The 15370-nt window shown below is 72.3% G+C and carries 13 protein-coding genes; 4 read left to right on the top strand and 9 right to left on the bottom strand.

What is annotated here, in order from left to right; translation table 11 throughout:
• Positions 1-14: 14 nt before the first annotated feature.
• Positions 15-611, bottom strand: a complete 597-nt coding sequence (recR, locus tag ACFVTR_RS02460) for a recombination mediator RecR (RefSeq protein WP_022890710.1) — start codon at positions 609-611, stop codon at positions 15-17.
• A 3-nt stretch (positions 612-614) separates the two neighbouring features.
• On the bottom strand, positions 615-3083 hold the full coding sequence (locus ACFVTR_RS02455) for a DNA polymerase III subunit gamma and tau (RefSeq protein WP_387034439.1): 2469 nt from the start codon (positions 3081-3083) through the stop codon (positions 615-617).
• A gap of 76 nt (positions 3084-3159) precedes the next feature.
• Between ACFVTR_RS02455 and ACFVTR_RS02450 the strand changes: the two genes are divergently transcribed.
• Positions 3160-3534 carry a TraR/DksA family transcriptional regulator gene (locus ACFVTR_RS02450; protein WP_376941250.1) on the top strand — a complete coding sequence of 125 codons (375 nt, stop codon included), beginning with the start codon at positions 3160-3162 and terminating at the stop codon, positions 3532-3534.
• Between the two features lie 54 nt (positions 3535-3588).
• Here the strand turns inward: ACFVTR_RS02450 and ACFVTR_RS02445 are convergent, their stop codons facing one another.
• From ACFVTR_RS02445 to ACFVTR_RS02420, 6 genes are all read right to left on the bottom strand, one after another.
• The gene (locus ACFVTR_RS02445) at positions 3589-4725 is read right to left on the bottom strand and encodes a fatty acid desaturase family protein (protein ID WP_387034438.1); all 1137 of its coding nucleotides are present in this window, start codon (positions 4723-4725) and stop codon (positions 3589-3591) included.
• Between the two features lie 143 nt (positions 4726-4868).
• A complete protein-coding gene (locus ACFVTR_RS02440; RefSeq protein WP_387034437.1) occupies positions 4869-6212 on the bottom strand; it encodes an MFS transporter in 1344 nt (447 codons plus the stop codon).
• Complete coding sequence (locus ACFVTR_RS02435; RefSeq protein WP_387034436.1) at positions 6209-6787, bottom strand: helix-turn-helix domain-containing protein; 579 nt, start codon at positions 6785-6787, stop codon at positions 6209-6211. Before ACFVTR_RS02435 ends, ACFVTR_RS02440 begins: the two co-directional genes overlap by 4 nt.
• Positions 6788-6882: 95 nt before the next feature.
• On the bottom strand, positions 6883-8094 hold the full coding sequence (locus ACFVTR_RS02430; protein ID WP_387034435.1) for an acetate/propionate family kinase: 1212 nt from the start codon (positions 8092-8094) through the stop codon (positions 6883-6885).
• Positions 8091-10256 (bottom strand): phosphate acetyltransferase, encoded by a 2166-nt coding sequence (pta, locus tag ACFVTR_RS02425; RefSeq protein ID WP_387034434.1) that lies wholly within the window; start codon positions 10254-10256, stop codon positions 8091-8093. The genes ACFVTR_RS02430 and pta overlap by 4 nt, the downstream gene beginning before the upstream one ends.
• A complete protein-coding gene (locus ACFVTR_RS02420) occupies positions 10175-10975 on the bottom strand; it encodes a hypothetical protein (RefSeq protein ID WP_387034433.1) in 801 nt (266 codons plus the stop codon). The genes pta and ACFVTR_RS02420 overlap by 82 nt, the downstream gene beginning before the upstream one ends.
• A 244-nt stretch (positions 10976-11219) precedes the next feature.
• On the opposite strand from ACFVTR_RS02420, the gene ACFVTR_RS02415 reads away from it, so the two are divergent.
• From ACFVTR_RS02415 to ACFVTR_RS02405, 3 genes are read left to right on the top strand one after another with little or no spacing between them, the layout of a single operon-like run.
• The gene (locus ACFVTR_RS02415) at positions 11220-12608 is read left to right on the top strand and encodes a flavin-containing monooxygenase (protein ID WP_387034432.1); all 1389 of its coding nucleotides are present in this window, start codon (positions 11220-11222) and stop codon (positions 12606-12608) included.
• Entirely contained in the window at positions 12605-13567 is a 963-nt protein-coding gene (locus ACFVTR_RS02410) for a bile acid:sodium symporter family protein (RefSeq protein ID WP_387034431.1), read from the top strand. The genes ACFVTR_RS02415 and ACFVTR_RS02410 overlap by 4 nt, the downstream gene beginning before the upstream one ends.
• Positions 13564-14514, top strand: a complete 951-nt coding sequence (locus ACFVTR_RS02405) for an NAD-dependent epimerase/dehydratase family protein (RefSeq protein ID WP_387034430.1) — start codon at positions 13564-13566, stop codon at positions 14512-14514. The genes ACFVTR_RS02410 and ACFVTR_RS02405 overlap by 4 nt, the downstream gene beginning before the upstream one ends.
• A 209-nt stretch (positions 14515-14723) precedes the next feature.
• Here the strand turns inward: ACFVTR_RS02405 and ACFVTR_RS02400 are convergent, their stop codons facing one another.
• A complete protein-coding gene (locus ACFVTR_RS02400; RefSeq protein WP_387034429.1) occupies positions 14724-15305 on the bottom strand; it encodes a uridine kinase in 582 nt (193 codons plus the stop codon).
• Positions 15306-15370 lie beyond the last annotated feature (65 nt).

The following is a 15370-nucleotide window of genomic DNA, read 5'->3' as shown; positions in this document are numbered from 1 at the left end:
TGCGGCGGGGCGAGTCAGCCGACGACGCGACGGCCCTCGAATGCGCGACCGAGCGTGACCTCGTCGGCGTACTCGAGGTCGCCGCCGACGGGCAGGCCGGAGGCGAGCCGGGTGACCTTGATCTCGAGCGTGGTGAGCAACCTGCTGAGGTAGGTCGCCGTCGCCTCCCCCTCGAGGTTGGGATCGGTCGCGATGATGACCTCGACGACGGTGCCGTCGGCGAGCCGTTGCATGAGCTGGCGGATGCGCAGTTCGTCGGGGCCGATGCCGTCGATGGGGCTGATGGCGCCGCCGAGCACGTGGTACAGCCCCCGGAACTCACGGGTGCGCTCGATCGCGACGACGTCCTTGGCCTCTTCGACGACGCAGATGAGCGAGGGGTCGCGACGCGGGTCGCGGCAGATCGAACAGGTCGACTGCTCGGAGACGTTGCCGCAGATCTCGCAGAACCGCACCTTGTCGCGCACGGTCGTCAGGATCTCGGCGAGCCGGGAGACGTCGAAGTGCTCGGTCTGCACGATGTGGAACGCGATGCGCTGCGCCGACTTCGGCCCGATGCCGGGCAGCCGGCCGAGCTCGTCGATCAGTTCTTGGACGATGCCTTCGTACACGGGTTACCCACGCTCCCCGAAGCCGCGCGCCGGGGCTTCGACCTCTTCGAGGAAGGTCGCACCGAGCACTTCCCGCACGACGGCCTCGCCGTACCGCTGGATGCCGCCGTCGGTGGTCGAGGCCACGGGGCGCGACGGCGCGCGTCGCGCCGGTGCCGAGCGGCGCTGCGCCGGGCCCCGTCCGGAGTCGGCCGGGGGCGGGGGCGCGTCGAACGGCTCGGGCGCTGGGCCCGGGTCGAACGGCGGCTCCTCGTCTGCCGGCGGCGCCTCGGCGTCGTCGGGCACGAAGTCGGGAATGCCGTGGTTCGGCCCGGAGTCGCCCGTCGCAGCGGGCCGGGCGGCCCGCGGCTCCGCGTCGGGAGCCGGCCGTTCGGCGAGTGCCGTCGCGGTGCGCGCGGACGCCTCGGCCGCGGCCGTGCCGGCGGGGTCGGTCTCGGGTTCGGGATCGCGCGGGATCGCGACCGTCGCCCACGAGTCGACCGGCCCGGTCGGCGTCTCGGCCGCCGGGCCCTGCGCGGCGGCCGTCGGCGCCGGGGCGCTCGTCGCGGAAGGCTCGGCGGAGCGATCGGGTGCGGCCCCACGGTCGTTCACCGCGGCGTCGGCGCGGGGCGGAACCGGCGCCGCCCCGTCGCTCGGACGCGCCCCGTCGGGGCCGGTCGACGTCGGAGGCGAGGCCGCAGCGCCGCCACCGCCCGGAGCGGGCGACGACGTCGGCGCGGGCGCCGTCTGACCGCCGCCGCCCCCGCCGATCACGCGCGGGACGAACTTGACGGTCACGCCGAGCACCTCGGCGATCGCCGTGCGAAGCAGGTCGGCCGCCGTCTGGGTGCCGCTGCCCGCCCGCAGGCCGTCGAGGTCGCCGGGGCTGGCGAAGCCGAGCACGAGCACGGCCTCCTCGGTGCGGTACTCGAGCACCTGCGCGGCGAGCGCCGCCATCCATGCGGTGCGCTTGGTGCGCTGGAGGACGTTGAGCACCTCGGGCCAGGCGTCGCGCACCTGCTGCACGGTGATCGGTCCGCTCGGCCGGACGCGTTCGGCGGGAGCCGCCGGCGCCTCGGCGACCGGTGCGGGCACGACGGGAGCAGGCTCGACCGGCGCGGACGCGGTCGGCGTCACCGGCTCGGACGGCCGCGGCCCGGCCACCGGATCGGCGGCGGGCGTCGGCGCTGCGGTCGGCTCGGCCTGACGGCTCGGCGCCGGCGTGGCATCGCGTGTGGCGGCGGCTCGAGGCGCCGACTCGGCCGTGCGAGCCGCGGCCGGCACTGCGCCGCCCGGCGACGCACCTGCGGAGGCGACCGCGAGGGCCCCGCCCTCGACGGCACGCTCGAGCCGCTCGACGCGCGCGAGCGCGCCGCGCTCGGAGTCGTCGCTCGCCGGCACGAGCACCCGCGCGAGCATGAGCTCGAGGTGCAGGCGCGGCGAGGTCGCCCCGGTCATCTCGGTGAGGGTCTGGCTGACGAGGTCGGCCACGCGCGACAGCTCGGCCGAGCCGAACGCCCTGGCCTGGGTCGCCATGCGGGCGAGCTCGTCTTCGGGCACGCCCCGCAGCACGGCCGCGGCCGCTTCAGGCGTCGACGCGGCGACGACGATGAGGTCGCGGAGCCGCTCGAGCAGGTCTTCGACGAAGCGTCGCGGGTCTTGGCCGGTCTGCACGACGCGGTCGGCAGCGGCGAACGCCCCGGCCGCGTCGTGTGTGCCGATCGCGTCGATGACCTCGTCGAGCAGGGCGCCGTGCGTGTAGCCGAGCAGCGCCACGGCCCGCTCGTAGTCGATCGTCGAGCCCTCGGAGCCCGCGATCAGCTGGTCGAGGAGCGAGAGCGTGTCACGGGGCGAACCGCCGCCGGCGCGCACGACGAGGGCGAGCACGCCGGGTTCGACCGAGATGCCCTCTTCGGTGCAGAGCTGCTGCACGTACTCGAGCATCGGCGCGGGCGGCACCAGCCGGAACGGGTAGTGGTGCGTGCGCGAGCGGATCGTGCCGAGCACCTTGTCGGGCTCGGTCGTCGCGAAGATGAACTTGATGTGCTCGGGCGGCTCTTCGACGATCTTCAGCAGCGCGTTGAACCCGCCCGAGGTCACCATGTGCGCCTCGTCGATGATGAAGATCTTGTAGCGATCGCGTGCGGGGGCGAAGATCGCCCGCTCGCGCAGGTCGCGCGCGTCGTCGACGCCGCCGTGGCTCGCCGCGTCGATCTCGACGACGTCGAGCGAGCCGCCGCCGCCGCGTGACAGCTCGACGCAGCTGGGGCACACCCCGCACGGAGCATCCGTCGGGCCCTCTGCGCAGTTCAGGCAGCGCGCGAGGATGCGCGCCGACGTCGTCTTGCCGCAGCCGCGGGGGCCGCTGAACAGGTAGGCGTGATTGACCCGATCGGTGCGGAGCGCCGTCATCAGCGGCTCCGTCACCTGGGACTGGCCGATCATCTCGGCGAACGTCTCTGGCCGGTAGCGGCGATATAGGGCGGTGACCACGATTCAATCGTAGTTGCCGCGTCCGACACACCATCCGGATGCCTCGGGCGTACGATGCACGGACGGAAGGAGCGTGATGACGGTGACGACGATGACTCCGGCTCAGCTCGAGCGATTCGAGGCCCGCCTGCTCGCCGAACGCGGGGAGGCCGCCGAACGCGCGGCCGAGTTCGGCGATGTGATGGGCGAGGTCCGAGCTGCCAGATCCGGCGCCAGCGCCGACGACGAGCACGACCCCGAGGGCCCGACGATGACCCAGGAGTGGTCGCAGCGGACCGCGGTGCTCGCCGACGTCGAGCACGAGCTCGCCGAGATCGACCGCGCCCTCGCGCGCATCGCCGACGGCAGCTACGGCTTCTGCGCCCGCTGCGGCAAGCGCATCACGGTCGCCCGGCTCGACGCGCGCCCCACGGCCACGCTCTGCATCGACTGCGCACGCCTCGAGCGCTGACCGGGCCTGCCGGCAGCACGGCCGACCGCGGGCGGCGTCGCCCGCTCGACGCGCTCAGTCGCGCCGGCGGTACGCCTGGATCATCGGGCAGTCGAACGGGTCGCGCGCGGCGAGCCCGACCCGGTTGAGGTAGGCGATGACGATGCCGTACGACTCGATCAGCCCGGTCTCGGTGTAGCGGAGGTCGTTCTCGCGGCAGTACTCGCGCACGATCTCCTGCGTGCGCTTGAGCGCCGGACGCGCCATGCTCGGGAAGAGGTGGTGCTCGATCTGGTAGTTGAGGCCGCCCATGAGCGAGTCCATGAACCGCCCGCCGCGGATGTTGCGGCTCGTGAGCACCTGGCGCTCGAGGAAGTCGACGCGGACCCCGCGCGGGATGAGCGGCATGCCCTTGTGGTTCGGCGCGAACGACGCGCCCATGTAGACGCCGAAGACGCCGAGCTGCACGAAGAGGAACACGGCCGCGAGCAGCGGCGGGAACGCCCAGAACACGAGCGCGGCGACCCCGACGAGGCGCACGGCGATGAAGGCGAGCTCGAGCCCGCGGCGCTTCACCGTGTTGCGGCGGTCGAGCACGTGACGGATGCCGTGGACGTGCAGGTTGAGGCCCTCGAGCAGCAGCAGCGGGAAGAACAGGTAGCCCTGCTTGCGGGTGATCATCCGGACGAGACCGCGGCTCTCCGCGGCATCCTCCTCGAGGAACGAGATCGTGTCCTTCGCGATGTCGGGGTCGCGGCCGATCACGTTCGGGTTGCCGTGGTGGCGCGTGTGCTTGTTCATCCACCAGCTGTAGCTGATGCCGACGACGAGGTCGGCGAGCACGAGCCCGGCCCAGTCGTTCATCGGCCCCGAGCGGAAGATCTGCCGGTGCGAGGCCTCGTGCGCCATGAAGGCGAACTGGGTGAAGACGACGCCGAGCACCGCGGCGATGACGAGCTGCCACCACGAGTCGCCGATCATGACCGACGCCGCGATCGCGGCACCGAGCACCACGGTCCAGAACACGGCCTTCCGCACGTAGAAGCCGACGAAGCGGTCGAGCAGCCCCTCGGCCTTGATCTGGCGCGACAGTCGGGCGAAGCCGCTCTGCGCCGGATCGACGGCGTCCTCGCGGCGGCGGCCCGCCGTGAGGATGACCGGCGACATGGTGCCCAGCGCACCGTCGGGGCGTTCAACGACCTGCAGGCTCATCTGCGCTCTTCTCGTCGTCCGAAGGCGCGAATGAGTCTCAGACGAACGATTCGGGGGCGTGTCCGCGGTCGAGTTCGACCACGACGCGAGCGTAAGCAGGCGGTTCAGCGCGTCGCATCACACGGCTGAGCCATTCGCACCCCCTACCCCGGTACGGGTTCGGATGACTCGGCCGTCGCCGAGGCGGCACGCAGGCCCTTGAACGCGCCCAGGTACAGCGGGCTCGACGCGAGCACCAGGTAGAGCCCGGCGCACACCACGAGGGTCGGCACGAGCCCCGCCTGCTCGGCCGCGAGGCCGCCGAGGAACGCGCCGAGCGGCATGGTCGCGGCAACGCCCGCGGTCGTCACGCCGAACACCCGGGCGCGCATGCCGTCGGGGATGAGCCCGTACATCGCGGTCGAGATCATCGGGTTGATAGCTCCCGCCGCGAGCCCCGACAGCGCCAGCACGGGCAGCAGCACGGCCGCGGGAGCGCCGAGCGCCATCGTCAGGTACGGCACGGTGCCCGCGATGAGGAAGCAGACCGCGAACATCGCCCGCCCCGAGAAGCGGTGCCCGACCGCGCCGAACAGCACCGAGCCGGTCAGCGCGCCGGCCGCGAAGCATCCGACCATGAAGCCCAACTGCGCGGGATCGCCGAGCACCTCGGTCGCGTACAAAGGCTTCAGCACGGTCATGCCGGCCGCGTCGATCGCGTTCGTGAGCGTCACGAGCAGCACGATCGCGCGCAGCAGCGGCGAGGATGCCACGAAGCGGAGCCCCTCCATGAATCCGCCGCGCGGGGCCGGGTCGGCGGCGTCGGGCTCGTGGGCCTCCTCGGGGCCGAGGCGTCGCGGCACGAAGCAGAGCACGAGCAGCGCCGAGACGACGAACCCGCCCGCGTCGACGACGAGCGCCGGCATCGGCCCGAGGAACGCCACGAGGGCGCCCGCGGTGCCCGCACCGAGCATCATCGCGGTGCGCTGCACCGCCGCCTGGGCACCCGCGGCCCGCTCGATCGGCCAGTGCGCGAGCTTCGCCAGGTCGGGCGTCATCGAGGTCTTCGCCGTGTCGCCCGGCGGGTCGAGGAGCCCGCCGAGGAAGACGAGGGCGAGCATCGCCCCGAACGGGAGCCCCACGGTCGCATGGAGGATCGGGATGGCGAGCACCGTCACGGCGCTCGCCAGGTCGGCCACGATCGACGACAGCCGGTACCCGAACCGGTCGACGAGCACGCCGCCGAGCGCCCCGCCGATGACGAGCGGCACGGTCGCGAAGACGCCGACGACGCCTGCGGCGAGCGGCGAGCCCGTCTGCGTGAGCGCGATGATCGGCAGGGCGACGAGCGCGATCGCGTTGCCGCCGAGCGAGAACAGGGCGGCCGCGAGGTTCGCGACGAGCGGGAGCCGTCGGCGGGGGCCCGCCGCGGCGGCGGCTCGGGCGCCTTCGGTCCCGGTCGCAGTCTCGGTCTCGGTCTCGGTCTCGGTCTCGACCAGTTCGCTCATCGCTCGCTCCTCGGGAAGGTGTGCGTGATCCAGCGCACGGCGCGGGTGCCCTCGCGGGGCTCGCGCCCCACCGCCCACCACTTCTCGCGCACCGCGGCGAGCTCGGCGGTGAGCTCGCGGAACTCATCGAGGGTGAGCTGCGCGCCGCCGTCGCTCGAGTCGGAGGCGGCGATCCACTCGGGTTCGAGCCCGCGCTCGGCGTCGAGCGCGTCGAGGAGTTCGCGGTGGTACGAGTCGATGACCGTGCGGCGCATCGCCTCGGCGGCCTCGCGGCGCTCGGGGTCGTCGAGATAGCTCTCGGCGCTCAGGCTCGTCATGTCGTGGGCCGAACGCCACCAGCGCTCGCGACCGTCGCGCTCGTGCTCAGGGGCGGGCTCGACGAAGCCGTGCTTGGCGAGCGTCGACAGGTGGTAGCTGATCGACCCCGAGGCCGCTCCCGTCGCCTCGGCGAGCATGCCCACCGAGTGGGGCCCGTGCATGCGGAGCAGGCCGAGGATGCGCAGCCGGAGCGGGTGCGCCATGGCGCGCATGGCGCCCGCGTCGCGCAGGTCGATGGAGTTCCGGTTCTCGCTCACGCCATCATGCTAACTCTGCAAGAACTATTGCGCAACAGTTCTTGCAGAAGTGGATGTGAGCCGTCCCCGCCTGGGCGCGTCGCACGCGCGGGCGATCAGCCCGAGACGGCCTCGAGGGTCTGCCGGGCGATCTCGAGCTCCTCGTCGGTGGGGACGACGAGCACCGTGACGGGCGATGCGTCGGTCGAGATCACGCGGGTCTCCCCCGAGCGGGCCGCGTTGCGCTCCGCGTCGAGCTCGATGCCGAGACGCTCGAGCCCGGCGAGCGCGGCGGCACGCACCGGCGCCGAGTTCTCACCGACACCGGCCGTGAACGAGATCACGTCGACCCCGCCGAGCTGGGCCAGATACGCCCCGATGTACGCCTTCAGCCGGTGCGCGTACACCTCGAGGGCAAGGGCGGCACGCTCCTCCCCCGCCTCGGCCGCGTCGACGAGGTCGCGCATGTCGGCATGCCCGCCGAGGCCGAGGATGCCGCTGCGCCGGTTCAGCAGTTCGTCGACCCCGTCGACGTCGAGGCTCGCCCGACGCTGCAGGTGCAGCAGGATCGCCGGGTCGAGGTCGCCCGAGCGGGTGCCCATGACGAGTCCCTCGAGCGGCGTCATGCCCATGCTCGTGTCGACCGAGCGGCCGCCGGCGACCGCGCACGCCGAGGCGCCGTTGCCGAGGTGCAGCACGATCTGGTCGAGCTCCTCGAGCGGCCGGCCGAGGAACTCGGCCGCGGCCCGCGAGACGTAGCGGTGGGAGGTGCCGTGGAAGCCGTACCGACGGATGCGGTGCTTCGCCGCCACGTCGCGGTCGATCGCGTACGTGTACGCCGCCGGCGGCATGGTCTGGTGGAACGCCGTGTCGAACACCGCCACGTGGGGCGCGTCGGGGAACGCGCGCTGCGCCGCCTCGATGCCCTCGAGGTTCGCGGGGTTGTGCAGCGGCGCGAGGCTCGACAGCTCGTCGATGTTGATCTTCACGAGCGGGGTGATCACGGTCGGCTCGAAGAAGCGGGCGCCGCCCTGCACCACCCGGTGCCCGACCGCGACCGGCGGGTGCTGCTCGAGCGACGGCCCGTGCGCGGCGAACCCCTCGAGCATGACGTCGAACGCCGCGAAGTGATCGGGCACGTCGACCGAGGCGTCCCAGGTGGAACCGAGACTGTCGTTCTCGGGGCCCTCGTGGCGGTGCCTGGCGTGCCCGCCCTCACGGCCGATGCGTTCGACCAGCCCGCTCGCGAGCGCCTCGCCGCTCGCTGCGTCGACGAGCTGGTACTTCAGCGACGACGAACCCGAGTTGACGACGAGGACGAGGCTCACGAGGCATCCGCCGCCTGGATCGCCGTGATCGCCACGGTGTTCACGATGTCCTGCACGAGCGCCCCCCTCGAGAGGTCGTTGACGGGCTTGCGCATGCCCTGCAGCACCGGCCCGATCGCGACGGCGCCGGCCGAGCGCTGCACTGCCTTGTAGGTGTTGTTGCCGGTGTTGAGGTCGGGGAAGACGAACACCGTCGCCCGCCCCGCGACATCCGAGTCGGGGAGCTTGGTGCGCGCGACGGCCGCGTCGGCCGCGGCGTCGTACTGGATCGGCCCTTCGACGGCGAGCTCGGGCGCTCGCTCGCGCACGAGCTCGGTCGCACGCCGCACCTTGTCGACGTCTGCGCCCGCGCCCGACTCCCCCGTCGAGTACGAGAGCATCGCGATGCGCGGCTCGATGCCGAACTGCGCGGCGGTGGCCGCCGAGGAGATCGCGATGTCGGCGAGCTGCTCGGCTGTCGGATCGGGCACGATCGCGCAGTCGCCGTAGACGAGCACGCGGTCGGCGAGGGCCATCAGGAACACGCTCGACACCACCTCGACGCCGGGCCGGGTCTTGATGATCTCGAAGGAGGGCCGGATCGTGTGCGCCGTCGTGTGCGCCGCCCCCGAGACCATGCCGTCGGCCATGCCGAGCTCGACCATCATGGTGCCGAAGTACGAGACGTCCTGCACGCGTTCGCGCGCCTGCTCGAGGGTGACGCCCTTGTGCGCCCGGCGCCGCTGGTACTCCTCGGCGAAGCGCGTCACGTAGACGAAGTCGTGGTTCGAGAGCACCGTCGCGCGCGAGATGTCGAGGCCGAGCCCGATCGCGCGCGAGCGCACCTCGATCTCCTCGCCGAGGATCGTGAGCTCGGCGACGTCGCGGGCGAGGAGGGTCGCCGCGGCCCGGAGGATGCGGTCGTCGTACCCCTCGGGCAGCACGATGTGCTTGCGCTCGCGACGCGCCCGCTCGAGCAGGCCGTACTCGAACATGAGCGGGGTGACGACCTCGGGTCGCGCGATCTCGAGCCGGTCGAGCAGCGCCGGGCCGTCGACGTGCTGCTCGAAGAGCGACAGCGCGGTATCGCGCTTGCGCTGCGACTCGGCGGCGAGGCGGCCGCGAGTGTGCGTGATCGCGAGCGCCGTCTCGTAGCTCGTCAGCTGGGTGCGGATGATCGGCAGCCCGGCCTTCAGGCCCTCGACCAGGCGCTCGATGTGGTCGGAGAGCGGGAACCCGCCGTTCAGCACGATGCCCGAGATCGACGGGAACGTCGCCGAGGAGTGCGCCGTGAGCACCCCGAGCAGCACCTCGCTGCGGTCGCCCGGCACGATCACGACGGAGCCCTCGATGAGGTGCGAGAGCACGTTCTCCATCGACATCGCCGCGATCACGACACCGAGCGCCTCGCGGTCGAGCAGGTCGGCGTCGCCCGCGTAGAGCTCGCCGTCGACGGCGTGCATGATCGAGCGCATCGACGGCGCGACGAGGAACTGGTCCTCGGGGATCGCCCACACCGCGGCGGATGCCTCGCCCGACGTCGCGGCCACGGGTGCCCCGTGCTCCGCGAGCGACGCGCGCCGCACGGCGCCGACGATCTCGATCAGCCGCTCGGGGTCGGCGCGGTTGACGACGATGCCGAGGAGCGAGGCGTGCTCGCGCTCGAGCTCCTCGACGGCGAGCTCGGTGAGCTGGGCGAGCTCGTCGGCGGTGCGCGCCTCGGTGTCGCCGAGGTGCTCGCTGCGTCCGCGACCCTGGCCTTCGCCGACCCGCCCGCCGAGCACGAGGAGCACCGGGGCGCCCAGGTTCGCGGCGATGCGCGCGTTGTAGGCGAGCTCGGTCGGGCTGCCGACGTCGGTGTAGTCGGAGCCGATGATCACGACCGCATCGCATCGGCTCTCGATCGCCTTGAACCGGCGGACGATCGTCGCGAGCGCCGCGTCGGGGTTCGCATGCACCTCCTCGTAGGAGACGCCGATCGCTTCGTCGTAGTCGATCGGCACGACGCCGTCGTGCGCGATCAGGAGTTCGAGGACGTAGTCGCGCTCGGCCGTCGATCGCGCGATCGGCCGGAAGACGCCGACGCGGGTCGCCCGGTGGGTCAGTGTGTCGAGCGTGCCGAGCGCGACGGTGGACTTGCCGGTGTTGCCCTCGGCCGAGCAGATGTAGATGCTGTGCGCCACGCACTCAGCCTATTCGGCGTGTGCGCCGTCGGTTCTGAGAGTCTCCGGTCAGTCGGCCGCCCGGTCGCGATGCGGTGCTGCGTCAGCCAGGACAGGGCGGCGAGCCAGAGCAGCGCCGCCGTCGTCGCCACGAGTTCGAGCCACCCGCCGAGGTCGGTCGCGACGCCGGCGAGCGAGAGGATGCCGCCGGTCGCCGAGGTCGCGATGACGAGCAGGATGCTCGGGGCGGCGAGGGTCGCGTAGGCCCGCCCGAGCCGGAGGGTCTGGATGATGGCCACGCCCGCCAGCGCGAAGCCGGTGACCGCGGCGATGGTGTGCACGGCGTCCTGCGGGGCGGCGGCGGCGCTGAACGGGATCGGACAGCCCGTCGTGCACGGCACCGCCGCGCCGACGGCGAACATCGCGCTGGCACCGATGAGGCTCGTGCTCACCGCCCACGCGCCGAACAGCCCGCGCCCGCTGCGCAGACCCCAGAGCCCGATCGCCGAGGCGGCGCCGCCGAGCGCCACCAGCCCGAGCGAGAGGTTGAACGCCGTCGCGGTGATCTCGCCGGCGGCGCCGAGCCCGCTCACGTAGGTGTTGCCGGGGAAGACGATCCGCGCCGCCCACATCATGCCGAGCGCGAGCAGCACGAGGCCGGGGCCGACGAGGCGCAGGGCCATCGCCGTCGGGCCGCAGAGCCAGCGCGCGGTGGACGGGGAGTGGTTCGAGTGGGGCATCGTTCCACGCTAGGAACGCGGCTGCCGGATGTCGTCGACGCGGGGTGCCGTCGTCGTGGCACCCGAGGCCCATCCTCGTGACCGCGCCATCCGTCGCGAGGATGACGTGCACGACGCGAGAGAGCGCGACCACGTGGGACCGCGGGCGCGGTCGGAACCCGAGCGTCGTTCGCCTATGCTGATCGGGCACATCGACGTGCCGTGCCGTCCCCCTGCGGCGCGACCCGAACAGAGACACCCACCTGTGAACCCCATCGCCCTCATCGGAGCGGGCCCCTCGGGCCTCGCCGGCGCACGCGCACTCAGCCGCGCCGGACTCCCCTTCCACGGTTTCGAGGCCGGCGCCGACGTCGGCGGCCTCTGGAACATCGACAACCCGCGAAGCACCATGTACGAGTCGGCGCACCTCATCTCGAGCCGCACGACGACCGAGTTCGCCGAGTTCCCCATGCGTTCGACGGCCGACTACCCGAGTCACCGCGAACTCCTCGGCTACTTCCGCGACTACGCCGACGAGTTCGGCCTGCGCGAGCACTTCCGCTTCGGCACCCGGGTCACCGCGGTCGAACCGTTGCCCGTCGAGGGCGGCGAGAGGCCCGGCGCGAACGGATGGCGCCTCACCGCGATCACCGACGACGGCGAGACGATCACGGGCGAGTACTCGAGCGTGATCCTCGCGAACGGCACCCTCGCCGAGCCGAACGTGCCGTCGTTCCGCGGCGAGTTCACGGGCGAGCTCATGCACACGAGCGCCTACAAGTCGGCGAAGGTGTTCGACGGCGAGCGCGTGCTCATCATCGGCGCGGGCAACTCGGGGTGCGACATCGCCGTCGACGCGGTGCACCACGCGACATCCGTCGACCTCTCGGTGCGTCGCGGCTACTACTTCGTGCCGCGGTACCTGTTCGGGAAGCCCTCCGACACGCTCAACCAGGGCCGACCGCTTCCCGCGCCGATCAAGCAGTTCATCGACACCCGGGTGCTGAAGGCGTTCACGGGCGACCCGGTGCGCTTCGGCTTCCCGAAGCCCGACTACAAGATCTACGAGTCGCACCCGATCGTGAACACGCTCATCCTGAACCACCTCGGCCAGGGCGACCTGCGCATCGTGCCCGACATCGACCGCTTCGACGGCCGCACCGTCCATTTCGCCGACGGCCGCTCGGCCGAGTACGACCGCGTCGTGCTGGCGACCGGGTACACGCTCGACTACCCCTTCGTCGCGCGCGAGCACCTCGATTGGGCGGGGGCCTCACCCTCGCTCTTCCTCAACATCTTCCCGCCGAGCTTCAACGGCCTCTTCGTGCTCGGCATGATCGAGGCCTCGGGCATCGGCTGGCAGGGCCGCGCCGAGCAGGCCGAGCTCATCGCCGCGTACCTCGCCGCCGCGTCGAGCGCGCCCGAGCAGGCGGCGCGGTTCCGGGCACGGGCGGATGCCCCGTGGCCCGACCTCACCGGCGGGTACGACTACCTCGGGCTCGACCGCATGTCGTACTACGTCAACAAGGACGCCTACCGGCGCACGGTCACGCGGCTGCGCAAGACGCTGCCCGAGGCATCCGCTTCACCGACCCGAACCGGCGCCGCTGCCGATGCGGGCCGTTCGGCCGACCGGAACGGAGTGCGCGCATGAACATCGACGACGTCGTCCTGAACTTCACGCCCGGCTCGATGCTCGCCCTGAACGTCGTGCTCGGCTTCATCATGTTCGGCATCGCGCTCGACACCGCGCCGAGCGACTTCAAGGCCGTGCTCACGGCCCCGAAGGCGATGATCATCGCGATGCTCGCGCAGATCGTCCTGCTGCCGGCGGTCACGTTCGGGCTCACCCTGCTGCTGAACGTGCAGGCCTCGATCGCGCTCGGCATGATCCTCGTGGCGTGCTGCCCGCCGGGCAACATCTCGCAGGTGCTGACCTACCGCGCCCGCGGCAACGTGGCCCTCTCGGTCTCGATGACGGCGGTCGCGAACGCGCTCTACATCTTCGTGCTGCCCGTCAGCGTCGTCTTCTGGGGCAGCCTGCACCCGACGGCGTCGGAGCTCGTGCGCGCGGTCAGCCTGAACGGCTGGCAGATGCTGCTCGAGATCTTCCTCATCATCGGCCTGCCGTTCTTCGCCGGGCTCCTGATCCGGGCGAAGTGGCCGCGCTTCGCCGCTCGCGTGCAGCCGTACGCCCGCTGGATCAGCCTCGCCGCCCTCGTCGGCTTCATCGTGATCGCCCTCGTCGGCAACTGGTCGATCTTCATGGCCTACATCGGCGTCGTGCTCGTCGCGGTGTTCCTGCACGACGCGGTCGCGCTCGGCCTCGGCTACGCGAGCGCCCGCATCGGCGGGCTCGGCGTGCGCGACCGGAAGGCGATCACCTTCGAGGTGGGCATCCGCAACGCCGGCCTCGGGCTCGGGCTCGTGTTCGCCTTCTTCGACGGCCTCGGCGGCATGGCGATCGTCGCCGGCTGGTGGGGCATCTGGGACATCATCGCGGGCCTCGCGGTCGCGACGCTGTGGGCTCGGCATTCGGCGAAGCGGTCGGATGCCACCGCGCCGGCCCCCGCGGTCGCGGCCGGGGCCTCCGGAAGCGAGCCCGTCGCATGAGGCGCGTGCTCGTCACCGGCGGCTCGGGGTTCCTCGGCTCCTCGGCGGTGCGAGCCCTCGCGGGCGACCCGCGCGTCGAGCTCGTCGTCTCGGGCGACGTGCGCGAGCCCGCCTCGACGCCCGACGGGGTCGTCGTCGAGGCATGCGACGTGACCGATGCCCAGGCCGTCGCCGCCGTCGTCCGCGAGCACCGCATCGACACGATCGTGCACCTCGCCGCGATCGTGAACCCGGGCGCCCTCGACGAGGAGATCGAGTACCGGGTCGACGTCGAGGGCACGCGCAACGTGCTCGACGCGGCCGTCGCCTACGGCGTCTCGCGCATCGTCGTGTCGTCGTCGGGCGCCGCCTACGGCTACCACGCCGACAACCCCGAATGGCTCCGCGAGGACGACGCGATCCGCGGCAACGAGGAGTTCAGCTACTCGCGGCACAAGCGCCTCGTCGAGGAGATGCTCGCCCGATACCGGGAGGCCCACCCGGCGCTCGAGCAGGTGGTGCTGCGCATCGGCACCATCCTGGGCCCGACCGTCGCGAACCAGATCACCGCCCTCTGGGACGGCCCGCGGATCCTCGCGATCCGCGGCTCCGACAGCCCGTTCGTGTTCGTCTGGGTCGACGACGTCGTCGGGGCGATCGCGACCGCCGCGACCGGCGAGGCGACCGGCGCCTTCAACGTCGCCGGCGACGGCAAGGTGAGCGTGCACGAGATCGCCGCGGCGCTCGACAAGGGCACGCTGACGCTGTCGCCCGGGGTCCTCGCGTTCGCGCTGCGCGCGGGGCGGGCCCTGCGGCTCACCGTGCACGGGCCCGAGCGCGTCGGGTTCCTGCAGTACCGGCCGGTGCTCGCGAACGACCGCCTGAAGTCGGTGCTGGGCTACACCCCGGCGAAGACGAGTCGTGATGCCTTCGACGCGTACCTCGCGGCGCGGGCGGCGCGCGGCTAGGGTGCACCCTCGCTCGTCAGGAGACGACGTGCACCGCCCTGTTCAGGATGAGCGCCTCATTGCCTTGGCATGCGACGCCGAGGAGGCGCTCGTCCTGAAAAGTGCGGCCGCGTCACCCCGAAGGCGCGGATGCTTCGCGCACCGCGCAGCTCGATGCATCCACCTCGTCGGCATCGCGCGCTGATTTCGGGAGGCAGCGGCGGCTCGGCTCAGCGCGCGTCGACGACGAGGTGCGCCCGTTCGCGCGGGCGGAATCGCTCGGCGAAGTCTCGCTCGTTGGGCACCCACACCTCGTCCCAGAGTCGGTCGTGCCGGCGGCCCAGCGCCTCGTCGCGTGCCTTGCCGCGCCGCGCGGCGGTCTCGAGGTCGAGGTCGACCCAGATGCGCAGGTCGAGGAGCTCGACCGTCTCGGGGTGGAAGAGCCCGATCAGGTCGACGACGAGCACCTCGGCGCTCGGCAGCGGTAGCGGCTCGCCGAGGCGGCCCGCGACCCAGTCGTACGGGCGGAACTCGCCGGAGCGCCCCTCGCGGAAGGGCCGCAGCACCTCATCGGCGAGCCGCCCGCGCTCGACGCCGCTCCAGTCGCTCGACCGCAGGTGCGAGCGCACCGGGTCGAGGAAGTCGTCGCCGCGGATGCGCACGATGCCACCACCGCGCGCGACGAGCGCCCGTGCGAGCGTCGATTTTCCCGCCCCGCAGTACCCGGAGATGCCGACCACGATCGGACGCGCGGCGGCCGCCCGCGCCGCGAGCACCCGCTCGAACACGGCCTCGGCGTCGATCCCTGGCATCCCCTCAACGTAGCGTTGGCGGGCGCGAACGGGCGCTGGTTCTTCGGCACCCCTCCGCTCGGGTA

The sequence above is a fragment of the Agromyces sp. NPDC058126 genome (genome assembly GCF_042884595.1).
Classification (GTDB): Bacteria; Actinomycetota; Actinomycetes; order Actinomycetales; family Microbacteriaceae; genus Agromyces.
This window is presented reverse-complemented; position numbering and strand designations above follow the sequence as displayed.